The organism is Mycobacterium sp. NGS39, from assembly GCF_059812765.1.
Map to the genome: position 1 here is coordinate 98,741 of NZ_JCALDH010000012.1, position 13,565 is coordinate 112,305.

Annotated in this window: 19 protein-coding genes; 3 read left to right on the plus strand and 16 right to left on the minus strand. The window is 67.1% G+C overall.

Features of this window, described 5'->3' with window-relative positions:
- Positions 1–58 precede the first annotated feature (58 nt).
- Positions 59–1,201: a BTAD domain-containing putative transcriptional regulator gene (locus tag AC5Y39_RS17290; protein ID WP_500019926.1), complete on the minus strand. Its 1,143-nt coding sequence runs from the start codon at positions 1,199–1,201 to the stop codon at positions 59–61.
- A 16-nt stretch (positions 1,202–1,217) separates the two neighbouring features.
- Positions 1,218–1,496, minus strand: coding sequence for a DUF4229 domain-containing protein (locus AC5Y39_RS17295; RefSeq protein WP_500020121.1), 279 nt, complete (start codon positions 1,494–1,496; stop codon positions 1,218–1,220).
- A 157-nt stretch (positions 1,497–1,653) separates the two neighbouring features.
- On the opposite strand from AC5Y39_RS17295, the gene AC5Y39_RS17300 reads away from it, so the two are divergent.
- Positions 1,654–1,827 carry a hypothetical protein gene (locus AC5Y39_RS17300; RefSeq protein WP_500020119.1) on the plus strand — a complete coding sequence of 58 codons (174 nt, stop codon included), beginning with the start codon at positions 1,654–1,656 and terminating at the stop codon, positions 1,825–1,827.
- Here AC5Y39_RS17300 and AC5Y39_RS17305 read toward each other — a convergent pair.
- From AC5Y39_RS17305 to AC5Y39_RS17345, 9 genes are all read right to left on the minus strand, one after another.
- Positions 1,824–2,936: a MinD/ParA family ATP-binding protein gene (locus AC5Y39_RS17305; protein WP_500019924.1), complete on the minus strand. Its 1,113-nt coding sequence runs from the start codon at positions 2,934–2,936 to the stop codon at positions 1,824–1,826. The two genes, AC5Y39_RS17300 and AC5Y39_RS17305, sit on opposite strands and share 4 nt — an antisense overlap.
- A 51-nt stretch (positions 2,937–2,987) precedes the next feature.
- The gene (ccsB, locus tag AC5Y39_RS17310) at positions 2,988–3,959 is read right to left on the minus strand and encodes a c-type cytochrome biogenesis protein CcsB (protein ID WP_500019922.1); all 972 of its coding nucleotides are present in this window, start codon (positions 3,957–3,959) and stop codon (positions 2,988–2,990) included.
- 66 nt (positions 3,960–4,025) lie between these two features.
- Complete coding sequence (resB, locus tag AC5Y39_RS17315; protein ID WP_500019920.1) at positions 4,026–5,609, minus strand: cytochrome c biogenesis protein ResB; 1,584 nt, start codon at positions 5,607–5,609, stop codon at positions 4,026–4,028.
- Positions 5,606–6,376, minus strand: a complete 771-nt coding sequence (locus AC5Y39_RS17320; protein ID WP_500019918.1) for a cytochrome c biogenesis CcdA family protein — start codon at positions 6,374–6,376, stop codon at positions 5,606–5,608. The genes resB and AC5Y39_RS17320 overlap by 4 nt, the downstream gene beginning before the upstream one ends.
- On the minus strand, positions 6,373–6,975 hold the full coding sequence (locus tag AC5Y39_RS17325) for a TlpA disulfide reductase family protein (protein ID WP_500019916.1): 603 nt from the start codon (positions 6,973–6,975) through the stop codon (positions 6,373–6,375). The genes AC5Y39_RS17320 and AC5Y39_RS17325 overlap by 4 nt, the downstream gene beginning before the upstream one ends.
- A gap of 2 nt (positions 6,976–6,977) precedes the next feature.
- Positions 6,978–7,586 carry a histidine phosphatase family protein gene (locus AC5Y39_RS17330; RefSeq protein ID WP_500019914.1) on the minus strand — a complete coding sequence of 203 codons (609 nt, stop codon included), beginning with the start codon at positions 7,584–7,586 and terminating at the stop codon, positions 6,978–6,980.
- Entirely contained in the window at positions 7,586–8,929 is a 1,344-nt protein-coding gene (hemL, locus tag AC5Y39_RS17335; RefSeq protein ID WP_500019912.1) for a glutamate-1-semialdehyde 2,1-aminomutase, read from the minus strand. Before hemL ends, AC5Y39_RS17330 begins: the two co-directional genes overlap by 1 nt.
- Before the next feature lie 53 nt (positions 8,930–8,982).
- Positions 8,983–9,537, minus strand: coding sequence for a hypothetical protein (locus tag AC5Y39_RS17340; RefSeq protein WP_500019910.1), 555 nt, complete (start codon positions 9,535–9,537; stop codon positions 8,983–8,985).
- Between the two features lie 91 nt (positions 9,538–9,628).
- On the minus strand, positions 9,629–10,030 hold the full coding sequence (locus AC5Y39_RS17345) for a nitroreductase family deazaflavin-dependent oxidoreductase (RefSeq protein WP_500019908.1): 402 nt from the start codon (positions 10,028–10,030) through the stop codon (positions 9,629–9,631).
- A gap of 22 nt (positions 10,031–10,052) precedes the next feature.
- Here AC5Y39_RS17345 and AC5Y39_RS17350 point away from each other — a divergent pair, with 22 nt between their 5' ends.
- Entirely contained in the window at positions 10,053–10,439 is a 387-nt protein-coding gene (locus tag AC5Y39_RS17350; protein ID WP_500020117.1) for a nitroreductase family deazaflavin-dependent oxidoreductase, read from the plus strand.
- Positions 10,436–10,819: a nitroreductase family deazaflavin-dependent oxidoreductase gene (locus AC5Y39_RS17355; protein WP_500019906.1), complete on the plus strand. Its 384-nt coding sequence runs from the start codon at positions 10,436–10,438 to the stop codon at positions 10,817–10,819. The genes AC5Y39_RS17350 and AC5Y39_RS17355 overlap by 4 nt, the downstream gene beginning before the upstream one ends.
- Before the next feature lie 70 nt (positions 10,820–10,889).
- Here AC5Y39_RS17355 and AC5Y39_RS17360 read toward each other — a convergent pair whose 3' ends face one another.
- From AC5Y39_RS17360 to AC5Y39_RS17380, 5 genes are read right to left on the minus strand one after another with little or no spacing between them, the layout of a single operon-like run.
- On the minus strand, positions 10,890–11,492 hold the full coding sequence (locus tag AC5Y39_RS17360) for a TetR/AcrR family transcriptional regulator (protein ID WP_500019904.1): 603 nt from the start codon (positions 11,490–11,492) through the stop codon (positions 10,890–10,892).
- Positions 11,470–12,336, minus strand: a complete 867-nt coding sequence (locus tag AC5Y39_RS17365; protein WP_500019902.1) for an oxygenase MpaB family protein — start codon at positions 12,334–12,336, stop codon at positions 11,470–11,472. Before AC5Y39_RS17365 ends, AC5Y39_RS17360 begins: the two co-directional genes overlap by 23 nt.
- Positions 12,333–12,602, minus strand: coding sequence for a hypothetical protein (locus AC5Y39_RS17370; RefSeq protein WP_500019900.1), 270 nt, complete (start codon positions 12,600–12,602; stop codon positions 12,333–12,335). The genes AC5Y39_RS17365 and AC5Y39_RS17370 overlap by 4 nt, the downstream gene beginning before the upstream one ends.
- Positions 12,599–13,102 carry a transport-regulating membrane protein Mce1N gene (mce1N, locus tag AC5Y39_RS17375; protein ID WP_500019898.1) on the minus strand — a complete coding sequence of 168 codons (504 nt, stop codon included), beginning with the start codon at positions 13,100–13,102 and terminating at the stop codon, positions 12,599–12,601. Before mce1N ends, AC5Y39_RS17370 begins: the two co-directional genes overlap by 4 nt.
- A complete protein-coding gene (locus AC5Y39_RS17380; RefSeq protein ID WP_500019896.1) occupies positions 13,095–13,544 on the minus strand; it encodes a hypothetical protein in 450 nt (149 codons plus the stop codon). The genes mce1N and AC5Y39_RS17380 overlap by 8 nt, the downstream gene beginning before the upstream one ends.
- Between the last annotated feature and the right edge of the window lie 21 nt (positions 13,545–13,565).

Below are 13,565 nucleotides of genomic sequence, written 5' to 3' on the forward strand. Positions count from 1 at the left end.
CGGGCCGCTCACGGCAACACGCTAATGCCTGCAGACGCAGCTCACAGGGGAAACCGGGCTACTGAGCATGCTCGTCGGGGGAACGGATCTCGAATGTGAAGCGGTGATCGCAAATCCGAATCTGGTCACCGTCGTTCAGCGACGTACTGCCCCGCACCCGTTGCCCTCCCACGTACACCCCGTTGGCTGATCGAAGGTCGGTGATCACGAAGCTGGTGCCGGTGTCGATGATCACGGCGTGGTGGCGGCTGACGCTGGCGTCGTCGAGCACCAGGTCATTGTCGGCCAGCCGACCGATCCGGGTGGCGGCCGCGAGGAGCGGATGACTGCGTCCTGACTGCTCGCGCAGGCATGCCAGCGCATGCTCACCGCTGACCGCGGTGCGCTGGTCGATGCTGATCACGGTCTCCGCCGCGGTTGCCCTGGCGGTGTGCTTGATGTCCAGAGGCTCCTGCCGCAGGATCCGCCCGTAGAGCGCCTGCACCGTCGGGCCCGGATCGATCCCGAGGTCTTCTGCGAGCGTGTCTTTGAGCCGCCGGTAGGCGTCCAGCGCATCAGATTGCCGTTCGGCCAGATAGTGGGCGGTGATCAACTGCGCCCACAGCGGCTCGCGGTAAGGGTGTTCGGCGGTCAGCCTTTCGAGCTCGCTGATCACCGCATAGCCACGGCCGCAAGCGATTTCGGCTTCGGCCCATGCGGTGTGGACAAGCAGCTTGTCTTCGGTCAGCGCGGCCGCGAAGGCGTCGACGAACTGAAAATCGCGCAAGTCGTCGAGCACGGGTCCGCGCCACTCCGCGAGCGCAGCCGTCAGATGCCGGCTGGCCGCATCGAAGTCACCGGCGGCGGCCGCCTGCACCCCGTTGTTCTTCTCGACGATGAATCTGCCGATGTCGCAAGCTGTTTCGGTGATGTTGAGACGATAGCCCGGCGGCGCGCTGACCAACACGGTGCGCGGGTCGATGCCCGCTTTGGCCAGAAGCCGGCGCAGATTCGACACGTACGAGTGCAGGCTTGCCCGCGCCTCGGCGGGCGGCCACTGCTCCCACGCCGCCGTGACCAGCGATCCGATGCTGACGGCACGGTTGCGGTTGATCAGCAGCATGGCCAGCACGGCTCGCTGCTTCGGCGTGCCCAGCGGCACCGCCGACCCGTCGACCGTCATCTCCAACGGGCCCAAGACACCGAAGCCCAGCCCGGTCATGGGCTCATAGTTTGCGCTACCCCGGCGGCTTTTCGCCACGAAGCCGAGCTCTCAACTGCTCCCGGTCCCGGCGCCGTCGGTCGTCGAACGCGGCGATGCTGGCGGTAGCCCGACGCCGCAACGGTGTGAACAACCAGATTCCCAACGGCAGCGCGATCACGATCGCGAACGCCAACGCGATGTAGAGCGGGAAGTCGTGCACGCCGGCCACGCGGGCGACGCCGTAGATCAGCGCGGTCAGGGCGGCGACCAGAAGAAGCCGGGCCAGCGCGTACAGCACCACATCACGTACCAGCCGAGGCCCCGGCCTTGCGTCGGACCCCTCATCGCCAGTGTCTGCTCTTCGTGCAAGCGGCTCATCGCTGCCTTCTGCTCTTCGCGCAAGCGGCTCATCGTTGCCCACCGCCCGAGCCTATCCACGCGCGTATATTCGATCCAAGGAGGTGTTCACGCTGGTATACCTGCTCATCATCTTGCTGATCCTGGCCAGCCTCATCTACGTCGGTTGGCGGATGACGCAGGCTGCGCGCGAGCCTCGGCACCGAACCCGCGTCATCGGCCCGGACGACGATCCCGAATTCCTGTGGCGGCTCGGCCGGGGCAACGACGACACGACCAAGCGTTAAACGAAGCCCTCAGGCCGGCCGCTCGGAAAGCCGTCGGCCACAACCGCGGCCAGTTCGATCAGCGCCTGCCGGGTCGCCGGCTTCAACCGGTCCAAACTGATCTCGGCGCCCGCTTCCAGATGTGGGTCGAACGGCACCAACCGCACCGCGCGGCACCGCCGCGAGAAATGGTCGATCACCTTCTGCAGATCCACCTTGCCCGAGCGGGGCCGCACCGCGTTGATCACCGCGATCGAGTTGCGCACCATCTCCCGATGTCCATGCGCGTCGAGCCAGTCCAGCGTCGCTGACGCGCTGCGGGCGCCGTCGACGGAACCCGAACTGATCACGATCAAAACGTCGGCTTTCGACAGCACCGCCGACATCGCCGAATGCATCAGGCCAGTACCGCAATCGGTGAGCACCAGGCTGTAGAAGCGTTCGAGGATGTCGAGCGTGCGGGTGTAGTCCTCTGAACTGAACGCCTCCGACACGGCCGGATCGCTCTCGGAGGCCAACACTTCCAGGCGGCTCGGCCCTTGCGACGTGTAGCGGCGAATATCGCTGTAGCGCTGAATGCCTTCGGCGTCACGCAGCAGGTGGCGCACGGTCGCGGGCGTCTCCAGCGGCACCTTCTGGCTGAGCGTGCCGCGGTCGGGGTTGGCGTCGACGGCGACGACCCGGTCCCCCCGGATCGTCGCAAACGTGCCACCTAGCGCCGCAGTGATCGTGGTCTTGCCGACGCCGCCTTTCAAGGACAGCAGGGCAATTCGATAGCAGCCCTGCAGCGGCCGATTGACTTGCGCAAGCAGATTCTTTCGGTGCGCGTCCTTCGGGCTCTCGCCCAGGTTCACGGCCTTGAATGTGGCTAGATACAGCCATTTTCGCCAGCCGCTCGACGGCGGCGGCTTCACCGGGCGCAACAACTCCGTGGTGGTCAGATCCTCGGAGGTGGGCGGTGGTTGATACGGGGGGGCCAGCGGCTGCGGGAAGCCGGTGGGCGGTGTCGCGGCGGCCCAGTGCGGCGGCGGCTGACTGTGACGGCCGTTGCTGTCTCGCACCGGCCCCGTGGTGGGCTCGTCGAAGCGCTGTTCTGCGCGAAAGCCACCGGTGTCGAAGCCGTCAGGCACGCCCTGTCCCCCTAGCTCGTCTTTCCTTCGCGCACGACACTAGCGCAGCGATCAGCCGACTCCCGCGTACGAATGCAGGCCGACCGTCACCAAGTTGATGAAGAACAGGTTGAACACCATCGCGACGAAGCCGACGACGTTGATCCACGCCGCCTTCTTGTCACGCCAGCCCGCGGTGGACCGAGCGTGCAGGTACGCCGCATACACCACCCACGCGATGAACGACACCGTCTCCTTGGGGTCCCAGCCCCAGTAGCGACCCCATGCCTCCTCGGCCCAGATCGCTCCGAAGATCACCCCGAAGCCGAACACGGGGAACGCGAAAATCGTTGTCCGGTAAGCGATCCGGTCGAGTGTTTGAGCATCGGGCAGCTTCTGCACGACGCGCGCCAACATCCCTTGCGTATCGGGCTGGCTGAATTTGCTCATCCGCAACAGGAACAGGATGCTCGCGACGCCGGCGACCAAGAACACCCCCGAGCCGAGGCTGACCACCGAGACATGAATCGGCAGCCAATACGACTGCAGCGCAGGCATCACCGGCGCGGCGGTGGCGTAGAGCCAGCGGCCCGAAATCGTCAGCAATATCAACACCGGCAACAGCACGAACACCCAGAGCGGGCGGTACTGCCGACGTCGCAACACAACCGCCGCGGCCACCAACCCGGACAGACATGTCAGGTTGATGAACTCGTACATGTTGCCCCACGGCGCACGCATGGTGGCGAACCCGCGCAGCGCGACGCACGCGAACAGCAAGCCGATTCCGACGTACACCAGCGCCAGGCCGGCGCCGCCGACGCGCTCGTCGAACGGTCGCGCCGGGTTGTCGGCCACGCCAGGTGCGGCACCGTCGCCGCCGACGCCGGCCGCTACCAGCTCCCGCGCCTCGGCCTTGCGGCTGCGGCTGTAGGCCAACTCGAACGCCAACAGCAGCAACGCCCCGACCAGCACGACGGTGGACGACGTGAAGGCCCAATCCGAATAAGTAGCCAGCGTCACGTCGACGTGCTCGGTATTCATGCGCGATCCGCCTTCGCTTCTCGCTCGGTATTCATGCGCGATCCGCCTTCGCTTCTCGCTCGGTATTCATGCGCGGTCCGCCTTCTCTCTCGTCGGCTCGGGCGCCGCCCGGTCCGGCAGCACTCGCGTGACCAGCCGTTCGAACTCGTCACCCCAGCCGGAGTTGTCGGTGCGGGCCAAGCCGCCCAGCTCGACGTTCACGGTACCGACGACCTCTGACGGAACGATCCGGACCCAAATCCGTCGCCGCCTGATCACCAGCGACACCAACAAGCCGGCCATCATCGTCAACGCGAACACGAGCACCCACATCTGGCCGGGATCGTGGGAGACCTGGAGGTTGACGAACGGCACCGCACCGTCGAATCGCACCACGGTGCCGTCGTCGAGCCGCACCTGCTCACCGGCCCGCAGGTTGACCCGCGCCACCTTGGCGAGCCGGCCCTGATGCATCAGCGCCGGGTCGAGCGAAAACAACGACTGCGGCTTGCCGGTGTCCAGACCGGCGTCACCGCGGTAGACGTCGACCGCCACCGCCGGGGCGTTGAGCGTCGGGAAGCTCGACGACAGCAGGGCGCCGTCCAGCTGTTCGGTGGGCGCGAACAATCCCTGGATCGCGATCTGGTGCTTGCGACGTTCATTGGGATCGGGATAGGTGCCGCCCGGCGGGTCGAACCGCATCGCGCCCGACGAGAGCAGCGTCCGCGGGTCGTCAGGCCGCCACTGCACGGTCTGGGTGCGGGTCTGCCCGTCGCGGAAGGTCACCGTGAACGTCGGCGCGTAGCCGTGGCCTTGCAGGTAGATCCGGTCGCCCTCGATGCGCAGCGGGTGATTGACCTCAAGCCGGTACGGCCGCCACCTGCCGGCGGTCACGTCGTCGCCGGCTTGATAGTCGATGTTCGCGGCGAACGACGTCGCCTGCCCCGATGGCAGATAGTGTGCTTGAAAATCGTTGACCCTCACACAAATCGGGTTCAACGATGTGCCGTCGACGGTGTTGCCGGCACGGAACGAGTCGAACGCCGCGGGTGACGCGGAGCAGAATCCGGGACCGCCGTCGGCGATCACCACGACGTTGCCCTCGTAACCGAAAAGCTTCCCGACCGCCACCGCCACCAGCAAGCCCAGCAGCGAGAAGTGGAACACCAGGTTGCCGAATTCGCGCAGATAACCTTTCTCCGCTGAGATTTCGACGACATCACCGCTGCGGCGGGTGACACGGCGCCAGCCGCCGAGCCGGTCGTCGATCTCGGCGGCAAGCGCTTCCGGTTCCGCCTCGAGCCGGCGCTCGGCATGCTTGGGCAGCCGAAAAAGGTTGCGCGGCGCGGCGACTGGAGTCGCGCGCAAGCTCTTGACGTGGTCGACCATCCGCGGTACCAGGCACCCGACCAGCGACACGAACAACAGCACGTAGATGGCGGTGAACCAGAAGCTCGAGAACACGTCGAATGCCTGCAGCCGGTCAAGCCACGGTCCGATCGTCGGATGCTCGTCGATGTACTGGATCACCTTGGTCTGGTTGAGGTTTCGCTGCGGCAGCAGAGCGCCCGGCACGGCGCCCAGCGCAAGCAGGAACAAGAGCACAAGCGCGGTGCCCATCGATGTCAGCGCCCGCCACGTGTTGCGGGCCCATGCGACAGCGTGCCTCATATCGGCAGCCTCACGTCTGTGACGAACGCGTCACGCACCCAGGCGATGAAGTCGTTCCAGACGCCGGTGACCAGTGCCAGACCGACCGCGATCAGTAGTGCTCCGCCGAAGATCTGGATCGCGCGGGTGTGCCGGCGCAGCCAGCCCAGCCCGCGCACAGCCCACGCGGAACCGAATGCCAATATCACGAACGGAATTCCGAGACCCAGACAGTACGCCACCACCAGCAGCACGCCCCGCGTGACGCTGGCCCCGTCGGTGGCCGACGCGACCGCGACCACCCCGGTCAGCGTCGGGCCCAGGCACGGCGTCCACCCCAGCGCGAACACCGCACCGAGCAACGGGGCACCCGCCACAGTCGACACGCGGCGCGGCGTGAACCTGGCTTGGCGCTGCAACGCGGGAATGAACCCGACGAACACCAGCCCCATCACGATCGTCAGCACGCCGCCGATGCGTTGCAACAGAAGCTGATTGGTGATCAGTGTCGTGGTCATCCCGAGCACCGCGACCGTGCCCAGCACAAACACCGTGGTGAAGCCGGCCACGAACAAGACCGCAGAGCCGGCCACTCGCCAGCGGGCGGTCCTGACGGCGACCTGGCCGTGCGCCTGCTCCTCACCGACGACCGCAGCGAGATATGACAGATAGCCCGGTACCAGCGGCACCACACAGGGCGACGCGAACGACACCAGACCAGCCAGCGCGGCCACACCGACCGCGACGAGCAGTGGCCCGGCGGCGGCGAGGTGAGCGAAACCCGTCACTGCACTCCCGGTTTCGGTTGCTCAGCCGCCAGCCGCTGCACCACCGGCAGCAGGTCCTCGGCAAGCAACTCACGCAGAAACACCGCTGCGACTCGGTGCTGGCGGTCCAGCACCAGGGTGGACGGGATCACGGTGGTGGGGAACTTGCCACCGAACGCGATCATCGTGCGCATCGCCGGGTCGTAGATGGACGGGTAGGCGATCTTGCGGTCGATAACGAAATCCTTTGCGGCGTCGCGGTTGCCGTCGCGCACGTCGATGCCCAAGAACGCCACGCCGTCACGGCGGGTGGCGTCGTAGACCTGCTGCAGCTCGGCAATTTCGGCGCGGCAGGGGCCGCACCACTGTCCCCAGATGTTGACGACGACCACCTGACCGCTGAAGTCGTTGAGCCCCACCGTCTTCGCGGGGTCCATCAAGCTCGGTCCAGCTAGGTCGCCGGGGCGACGACGGGTGTCGGGTGGGTCGTAGAAGATGTCGGTTTGGCCACCCGGTGCGACGAACTCGAACGTGCCGCCCTGCGCGACCGCGTCGTCGCCGGTGGAGCAGGCGGTCGACAGTGCCGCCACAGCCGCCAGCGAGGCGATCAGCCGACGCATCGTCATTCCGCGGCCGGTTCCCAGTAGTTCGCGCGAATGAAATTCTCGCCGTCGAACACCAATGACGTCAGCGACGCCAGATCACACTGCCGCTTGCGCGGGTCGTGCCACAGCCGCTTGTTTTCCAGATGTCGCCGCAGCGTCCACACCGGCAGTTGATGGCTGACCACTACGGCCTCGTGGCCGGCTGCCTTCGCGCGTGCCTTCTCGACCGCGGTGCGCATGCGCGCGGCGATCTCCTTGTACGGCTCTCCCCACGACGGCCGAAACGGGTTGACCAGATACCGCCAATTGCGCGGATCCCGCAGGGCGCCGTCGCCGGGCGAAACACGCTGTCCCTCGAACACGTTCACTGACTCGATCAGGTCTGGGTCAGTCACCACGTCCAATCCGTGGCGGGCAGCGATCGGCTCGGCCGTCTCCTGAGCCCGCTGCAGCGGCGAGGCCACCACCAAGACGATGTCGTTGTCGGCCAGCGCCTCGGCCACCGCCTGGGCCTGCGCGCGACCCCGTTCGGATAGTCCGTAGCCGTCCAGCCGGCCGTACAGGATCTTGTCGGGATTGTGCACTTCGCCATGTCGCATCACGTGCACGGTCGTGGTCTCTGCCATCACGCCTCCGGTCGTGGGGCTTTCGCCGCGGCCCGGGCGGCGGCGGGCAGCGCGGCCTCGATGCGGTGGAACGCCTCTTCATCGAGAACCGCTGAGACGAACCAGGTTTCGAATGGGCTCGGGGGCGCGTAGACGCCGCCGTCGAGCAGCGCATGAAAAAACGCCGGATATCGCCATGTCTGACTGGCCTTGGCCGAGGCGAAGTCGTTGACCGGACGGTCACCGAAGAACACCGACAGGAAGTTCCCGGCACGCGGAATGGCGTGTGGCACACCGGCTTCCGCGAGGGAATCATGCAGCAGCTCCGCCAGCTGCTCGGCGTTGTCGTCCAGATTGCGGTACACGGATTCGTCGGCGGCGCGCAGCGTCGCCAGCCCGGCCGCCACCGCGACCGGGTTCCCGGACAGGGTGCCGGCTTGGTACACCGGACCCAGCGGCGCCAACCGCTCCATCACCTCGGCGCGCCCCCCGAACGCCGCGGCCGGTAGCCCACCGCTCATCACCTTGCCGAAGGTGTACAGATCTGCCTGCACCGGCTCCAGCCCGTACCACCCCGACGGGCTCACCCGGAAGCCGGTCATCACCTCGTCGCTGATGAGCAGCGCCCCGGCTTGTCGAGTGATGCGGCGCAACGCCTCGTTGTAGCCCGGCTCCGGCGCGACAGTGCCCATGTTGCCGGGGCAGGCTTCGGTGATGATGGCCGCGATCTCGGTGCCGAACCGGTCGAAGGCCTGCTGCACCGCGCCGACGTCGTTGTAGGGCAGCACGATCGTGTCCGCGGCCGTCGCACCGGTGACCCCGGGCGTCGACGGCAGGCCCAGCGTCGCCACCCCGGAACCGGCGTCGGCAAGAAGCGCGTCGACGTGGCCGTGGTAGCAGCCGGCGAATTTAACGATCTTGGGCCGGCCGGTGAACCCGCGGGCCAGCCGCACCGCGCTCATGGTGGCCTCGGTGCCGGAGTTGACCAGTCGGACCCGCTCGGCCGGTGGTACCCGGCGGCTGATCTCCGCGGCGAGCTCGGTCTCCGCGGGTGTGGGGGCACCGAAGCTCAAGCCGGTGGCGGCGGCGCGTTGCACGGCCTCGACGACCGCTGGGTGGGCGTGACCGAGGATCATCGGGCCCCACGAGCAGACGAGATCGACGTAGCGGTTGCGGTCGGCGTCGACGAGCCAGCAGCCGCGGGCCGACGTGATGAACCGCGGCGTGCCCCCAACCGACTTGAAAGCCCGCACCGGCGAGTTCACGCCGCCCGGGATCACGTCGCAGGCTTGGGCGAACAGGCGGGCGGAAACAGCGGTGCGTGCGGCGCCGTCGTCGAAGCGGATCTGCTCAGCGCTGCACATGGGAACCAGTGTCCCAGCTGCAGGCCAGGCGCCGACTACAGGGTGTAGGACCTCTAGCCGCTGCCGGACGAGATCTTCGCCACGGCCGACAGGTGGTCGTTGGCGGCGTTCGCGTGCGTGACGAGCGCGTCGAGGTCCGGCGAATCGGCCAGGCAGGCTTGCGACGCGGCGTCGATCTCACTGACCGCGGCCTGCGCCTCGTCGGTGAGCGCCTGCTTCGGGGCGGGCAGGGTTGCGGCGAACCGGGCGCCCGCGCTGCTCAGCTGGCGGCACGCCGACTGCGTCGCACCGATGTCCGAAGCGTTCAGCGCGTCGCCCAGGCTGCCCAACGCCTGCTGGATCGCCTGGAACGGTGCATTGGCCTTGCTACCCCAGTCGGTGCTGTTCTCGGCCGGGCGTGGCTTCTGCGTCTGCCCGATCGCCGAACGAGGCTGCGGTACGGGCTTGGGCCCGAAGATCGGCCGCGGCACCCACGGTGTAGCGGTGGCTGCCGCCGTGGGCGACGAGACCACCGGCGCGCCCTCCGGCGCTGCCGCGGCCACGACACTGGCGATTACCCCCGCAGAAACCGCAGCCGCGATTCCCGCCCACTTAGTCCGGGTCGACATCGATGTCCCCCTGCGTTCGCGCAAGAATTGCTGAAAACCGACTGTAAGCGACGTAGGCGGTCCCGCTCGCCAGAAATGGAGATCTGGTGACTTAGGTCCTCGCGGGAGTGAGCGCGAAGACGGGATGGTCAGCTTCGTGCGGCAATTTGCGGAAGTACCCGTCGACCATCCTTCCGGCCTTCTGACGGTAGGCCGTCAGGACGGCTTGCCGGTCCTTCTCGGGAATTTCGCGGGCGGTGTAGCTGGTGGTGCGGCCTTTCGTCGTGATCGTGACGTTCGGATCGGCGCGCACGTTCTTCACCCACTGCGATTCGCCTCGGGTGGACACCAGGTACTTGGTGCCGCCCACGTCGACGGTCAGGACGGGCACTTTCTGCGGTTCCTTGCTGCCCCGCTTCGTCACCGTCAGCGTTTCCGTGTTGGCCATGCCGCTGGCCATCGCGAGCCGGTTGAAGATCTTGGCGGTGAACCACGGCGGCTTGAGGTAGGCCATGCCCACGAGTTTGATGGTCACCATGCAACTGCCGCAATGGCTTGCCCGGTTCAATCGCCGCGTCACAAACCCGATTCAGCGGCTGTGGGCGGGCTGGCTGCCGGCGATGGGCATCCTCGAACACGTCGGACGGCGGTCGGGCAGGGTCTACCGCACGCCGCTGAACGTGTTCAGCACCCGCGACGGTGTCGCGATATTGCTGACCTACGGGCCCGACCGCGATTGGCTGAAGAATTTGACATCTGCCGGGCGGGGCCGAATGCAGCGCCACGGTAAGACGTTCACCGTGACAGATCCCCGGGTGATGCCGAAATCTGTGGCGGCGCCGTCGGTGAAGGGGCTGTGGCGGCCGATCTTCGCCAGGCTGCCGTTCGAGTACGCAGTGCTGCTGAAAAGAGAAGACGCATGAGCGATTTCGCGCGCCGACGAGCCCGTTTCAACCGGCAGGTGCTCAACCGGCTGGTCCGGCCGATCAGCGGCTGGGTGTCGATGTGGTCGATCATCGAGCACGTCGGACGACGCTCCGGCAAGACCTATCGCACGCCGGTGTCGCTTTTCCGCACTCACGACGGCGTCGCGGTGCTGTTGCCGTACGGAACCGACAGCGACTGGGTGCGCAACGTGCAGGCGGCCAATGGTGCTCGAGTGATGCTGAACGGCAAGACGTTTCGTGTGACGAATCCCCGAATTCTGCCGACCGCCGAAGCGGTGGAGTCGGTGAAGCCGCCCTGGCGGCAGATCATGAAGGCGACGGGCATCAAGTCGACGCTGCTGCTGACCCGAGCGTGAACTCCTGGCGAGGCGCCTCGGCGTGTCGTCGCCGTGGACGCACGTTGGTGGTCCGGCCCAGCGCCGGCCACTACGCCGGAACGGCGCGCAGCGCCGCGGGCAGACTCGGCAGGAAATGGGCGGCGGCGAATGTCCTGATGTCGTCGGCCGTCTCCAGCGGTGTCGACGACGGCAGCAGCAGCGCCATCAGGGCGTAGCGCAGGATGATGTCCGCGAGCTCGTCGACGGCCTGATCGCCGATCCGCTCGGCGAACCCGGCCGGGAAGATGACTCGCAGCGCCCCGGCCATCCGCTCGACCGCCGCAGGCCAGTGCTGGTGGGCCAGCGCCAGCGTGAGCGCCGGCTCGTCGGTGATCATCCGATTGAGCACCCGATGCCGGCGCAGCTGCAGGATCGCCGAGGTGAACGCCTCCACATAGTAGTTGCTCTGCGGCCCACGGCTTTTCAGCTGCTGAGCGATGTCGGCGAACAGCGCGGCGTTCTCCCGGTCGATGACCGCGGTGACGAGCTGGTCACGGTTGCTGAAGCGCCGGTAGATCGTCATGCGGCTCACGCCGGCGCGCCGGGCGACGTCGTCGAGCGCCACCCGGCGAAACCCGTGGCGCTCGAATTCCACCATCGCCGCGTCCAAGATCGCGGTCGTGACGGGGTCAGCCAGCTGCTGCTCTGGCATATCCGGACCGGGCAAACTTGTTGTACCGCAAGCGCATTGGCAGACGGTCCCACAGCCAGTTGACCGGCCGTGATCGGCACAGCGCGGCGAACCGCTGGTAGCGCCGTTCTTGACGGTCACTCCACGACAGACCCAGCAGAACCCGTGCCCGCGGCGGCAGACCGCCCGTCGTCAAGAACGCCGCCACCGGATTGAACAGCGGCGCCACCATCCGCCACACCAGCGGCGAAACACCTTTCGGGCACGGAAAACCCTTGGTGACGTAGCCGACGCCGTACTTCGCGGTGGGATGGGCGACCACGATCTCGTCGAGCATCGTGTCCCAATACTGTTCGAATGCAGCGTAATCCGCGGGCATCACCCGGTCGCTGACGCCGTAGCGGCGGTACCAGGTCTTCGACTCCAGATAGATCTGTTCCTTCTCGGCGCGGCTGAGCCGCTTGACGAAAGTGTCGGCGAAGTAGAGCACCTGCTCGACGAAGGTGGCGTGCGCCCAGAAATAGGTTTCCGGGTCGAGCGCGTGATAGCGCCCGCCGTCGGGCATATCGCCCTTGATCTGGTGGTGGAAGTCGCGGACCTGGTGGCCGGGGTTGTCTGCGTCCGAGCCGTAAACGGTGTTGAAGATCGGCGGCAGCGAGCGCTTGACGCGGGCGGCGGTGTCGGAGAAGAACACCGAGTGGTCGAGGACGCCCTGGCCGAGTTCGGCGAGCATGTTCTGCAGCACGGCCGGGCGTGGGCCGATCAGAAACATCCGGTTGTCGCCGAAATACCGCCACACCAGCGACTGCGGACCCAGCGGCAACGCGTCGTCGGTCGCGGGCGTGGTCTGCGCGAGCTCAGTCATGGAGACGATGTTACAGACACTGCACTCTGTAACAGCTCGCGGTGGCGCCGGAGCCGTGCGATGCCGACGACCGCGAGCACACCGGCGGCGGTGCCCAGCATGAATGCCAGAACCAGCAGCGGCGGGTAGTACGCGACCGAACTGGTGACAGGCTCGCCATCGGCAACCGGCGAAACCACGACGGTCGATTGAGCCCCGAGCCAGCTGAACACACAGCCGGCCGCCAAGGCGACGGCCAGCACGAGCTCGACGATGGCGCGCTTCACGTGGCGGCGCCGGGTGGACGGTTCTCGGCGCTGCGCTGCTGCACGAGTTCGGTGAGCGCAGCTCGCAGTTCGCGATGCCGGCGCGCCCACGCCTGCACCGTACGGTCCTCGGTGAGTTTGAGCCCGATCCCGAAGCGGCCCCGAGGTACGCCCGTCAGTTCGCCCAGCGCGCGGGCCGACTGCCATTTGGGCGGATCCGCATCTTTGTCGGCCTCAGGAAAAACCCGCACGATCGCGCTGACGTCGATGGTCTCGGTGCCCTGGCGCAGCGTCTCGCGGGTCAGCTCGACCGACGTGTGGGTTCGTGCGGCCTTGATCTGGATGGCGAGGAACCCCGACACCATCACGAGGAAGAACGCCGGGATGATCAGCTGCGGGCCGACCCCCGCGTTGACCTCGATGCCCAGCATGATCGCCGCCGCCAGCGGCCCGGCCAGCAACCACCACCAACTGGCACCCGCCTCGCGGAACAGCGGCGCCGACGGCGGGCCGTCAGTCACCCTGTGCCCCTGCATCCACGGCGTCGAACCACGCGGTCGCGGAGTCGCGGCTGGCCGCCACCGCCGCGACGAGCAACGCGATTGCCGCCGGCAGCGGCATCACGATGCCGAGCAGCAGCGCACACAACACCAGCAGCAGCACGATTCCGTACGACAGCGCGACGCACGCCCTTCGAAATCGCTTGTCGCCCTTCCGCGTTCGACCGACCAGGAAAGCGAGTAACGCTCCGGCGAGGATGAACAGCACACCGAATCCACGGAAGACGAACGCCATCGAGCGGACCTGATCCTCCGACAGGCTGGCAGTGGGAAAGCTCCCGACGAGCCGGCCGTAGTCGGCAGTCACGGCCAGCAGTCCGCTGAGCACGAGCCAAATCGCCGCAACCACCCACGCCCAGAACGCGATCTGGACCGACACGGGGCGCGAGTTGGCTGAGGTCATGATCGAACCACTTTATCGACT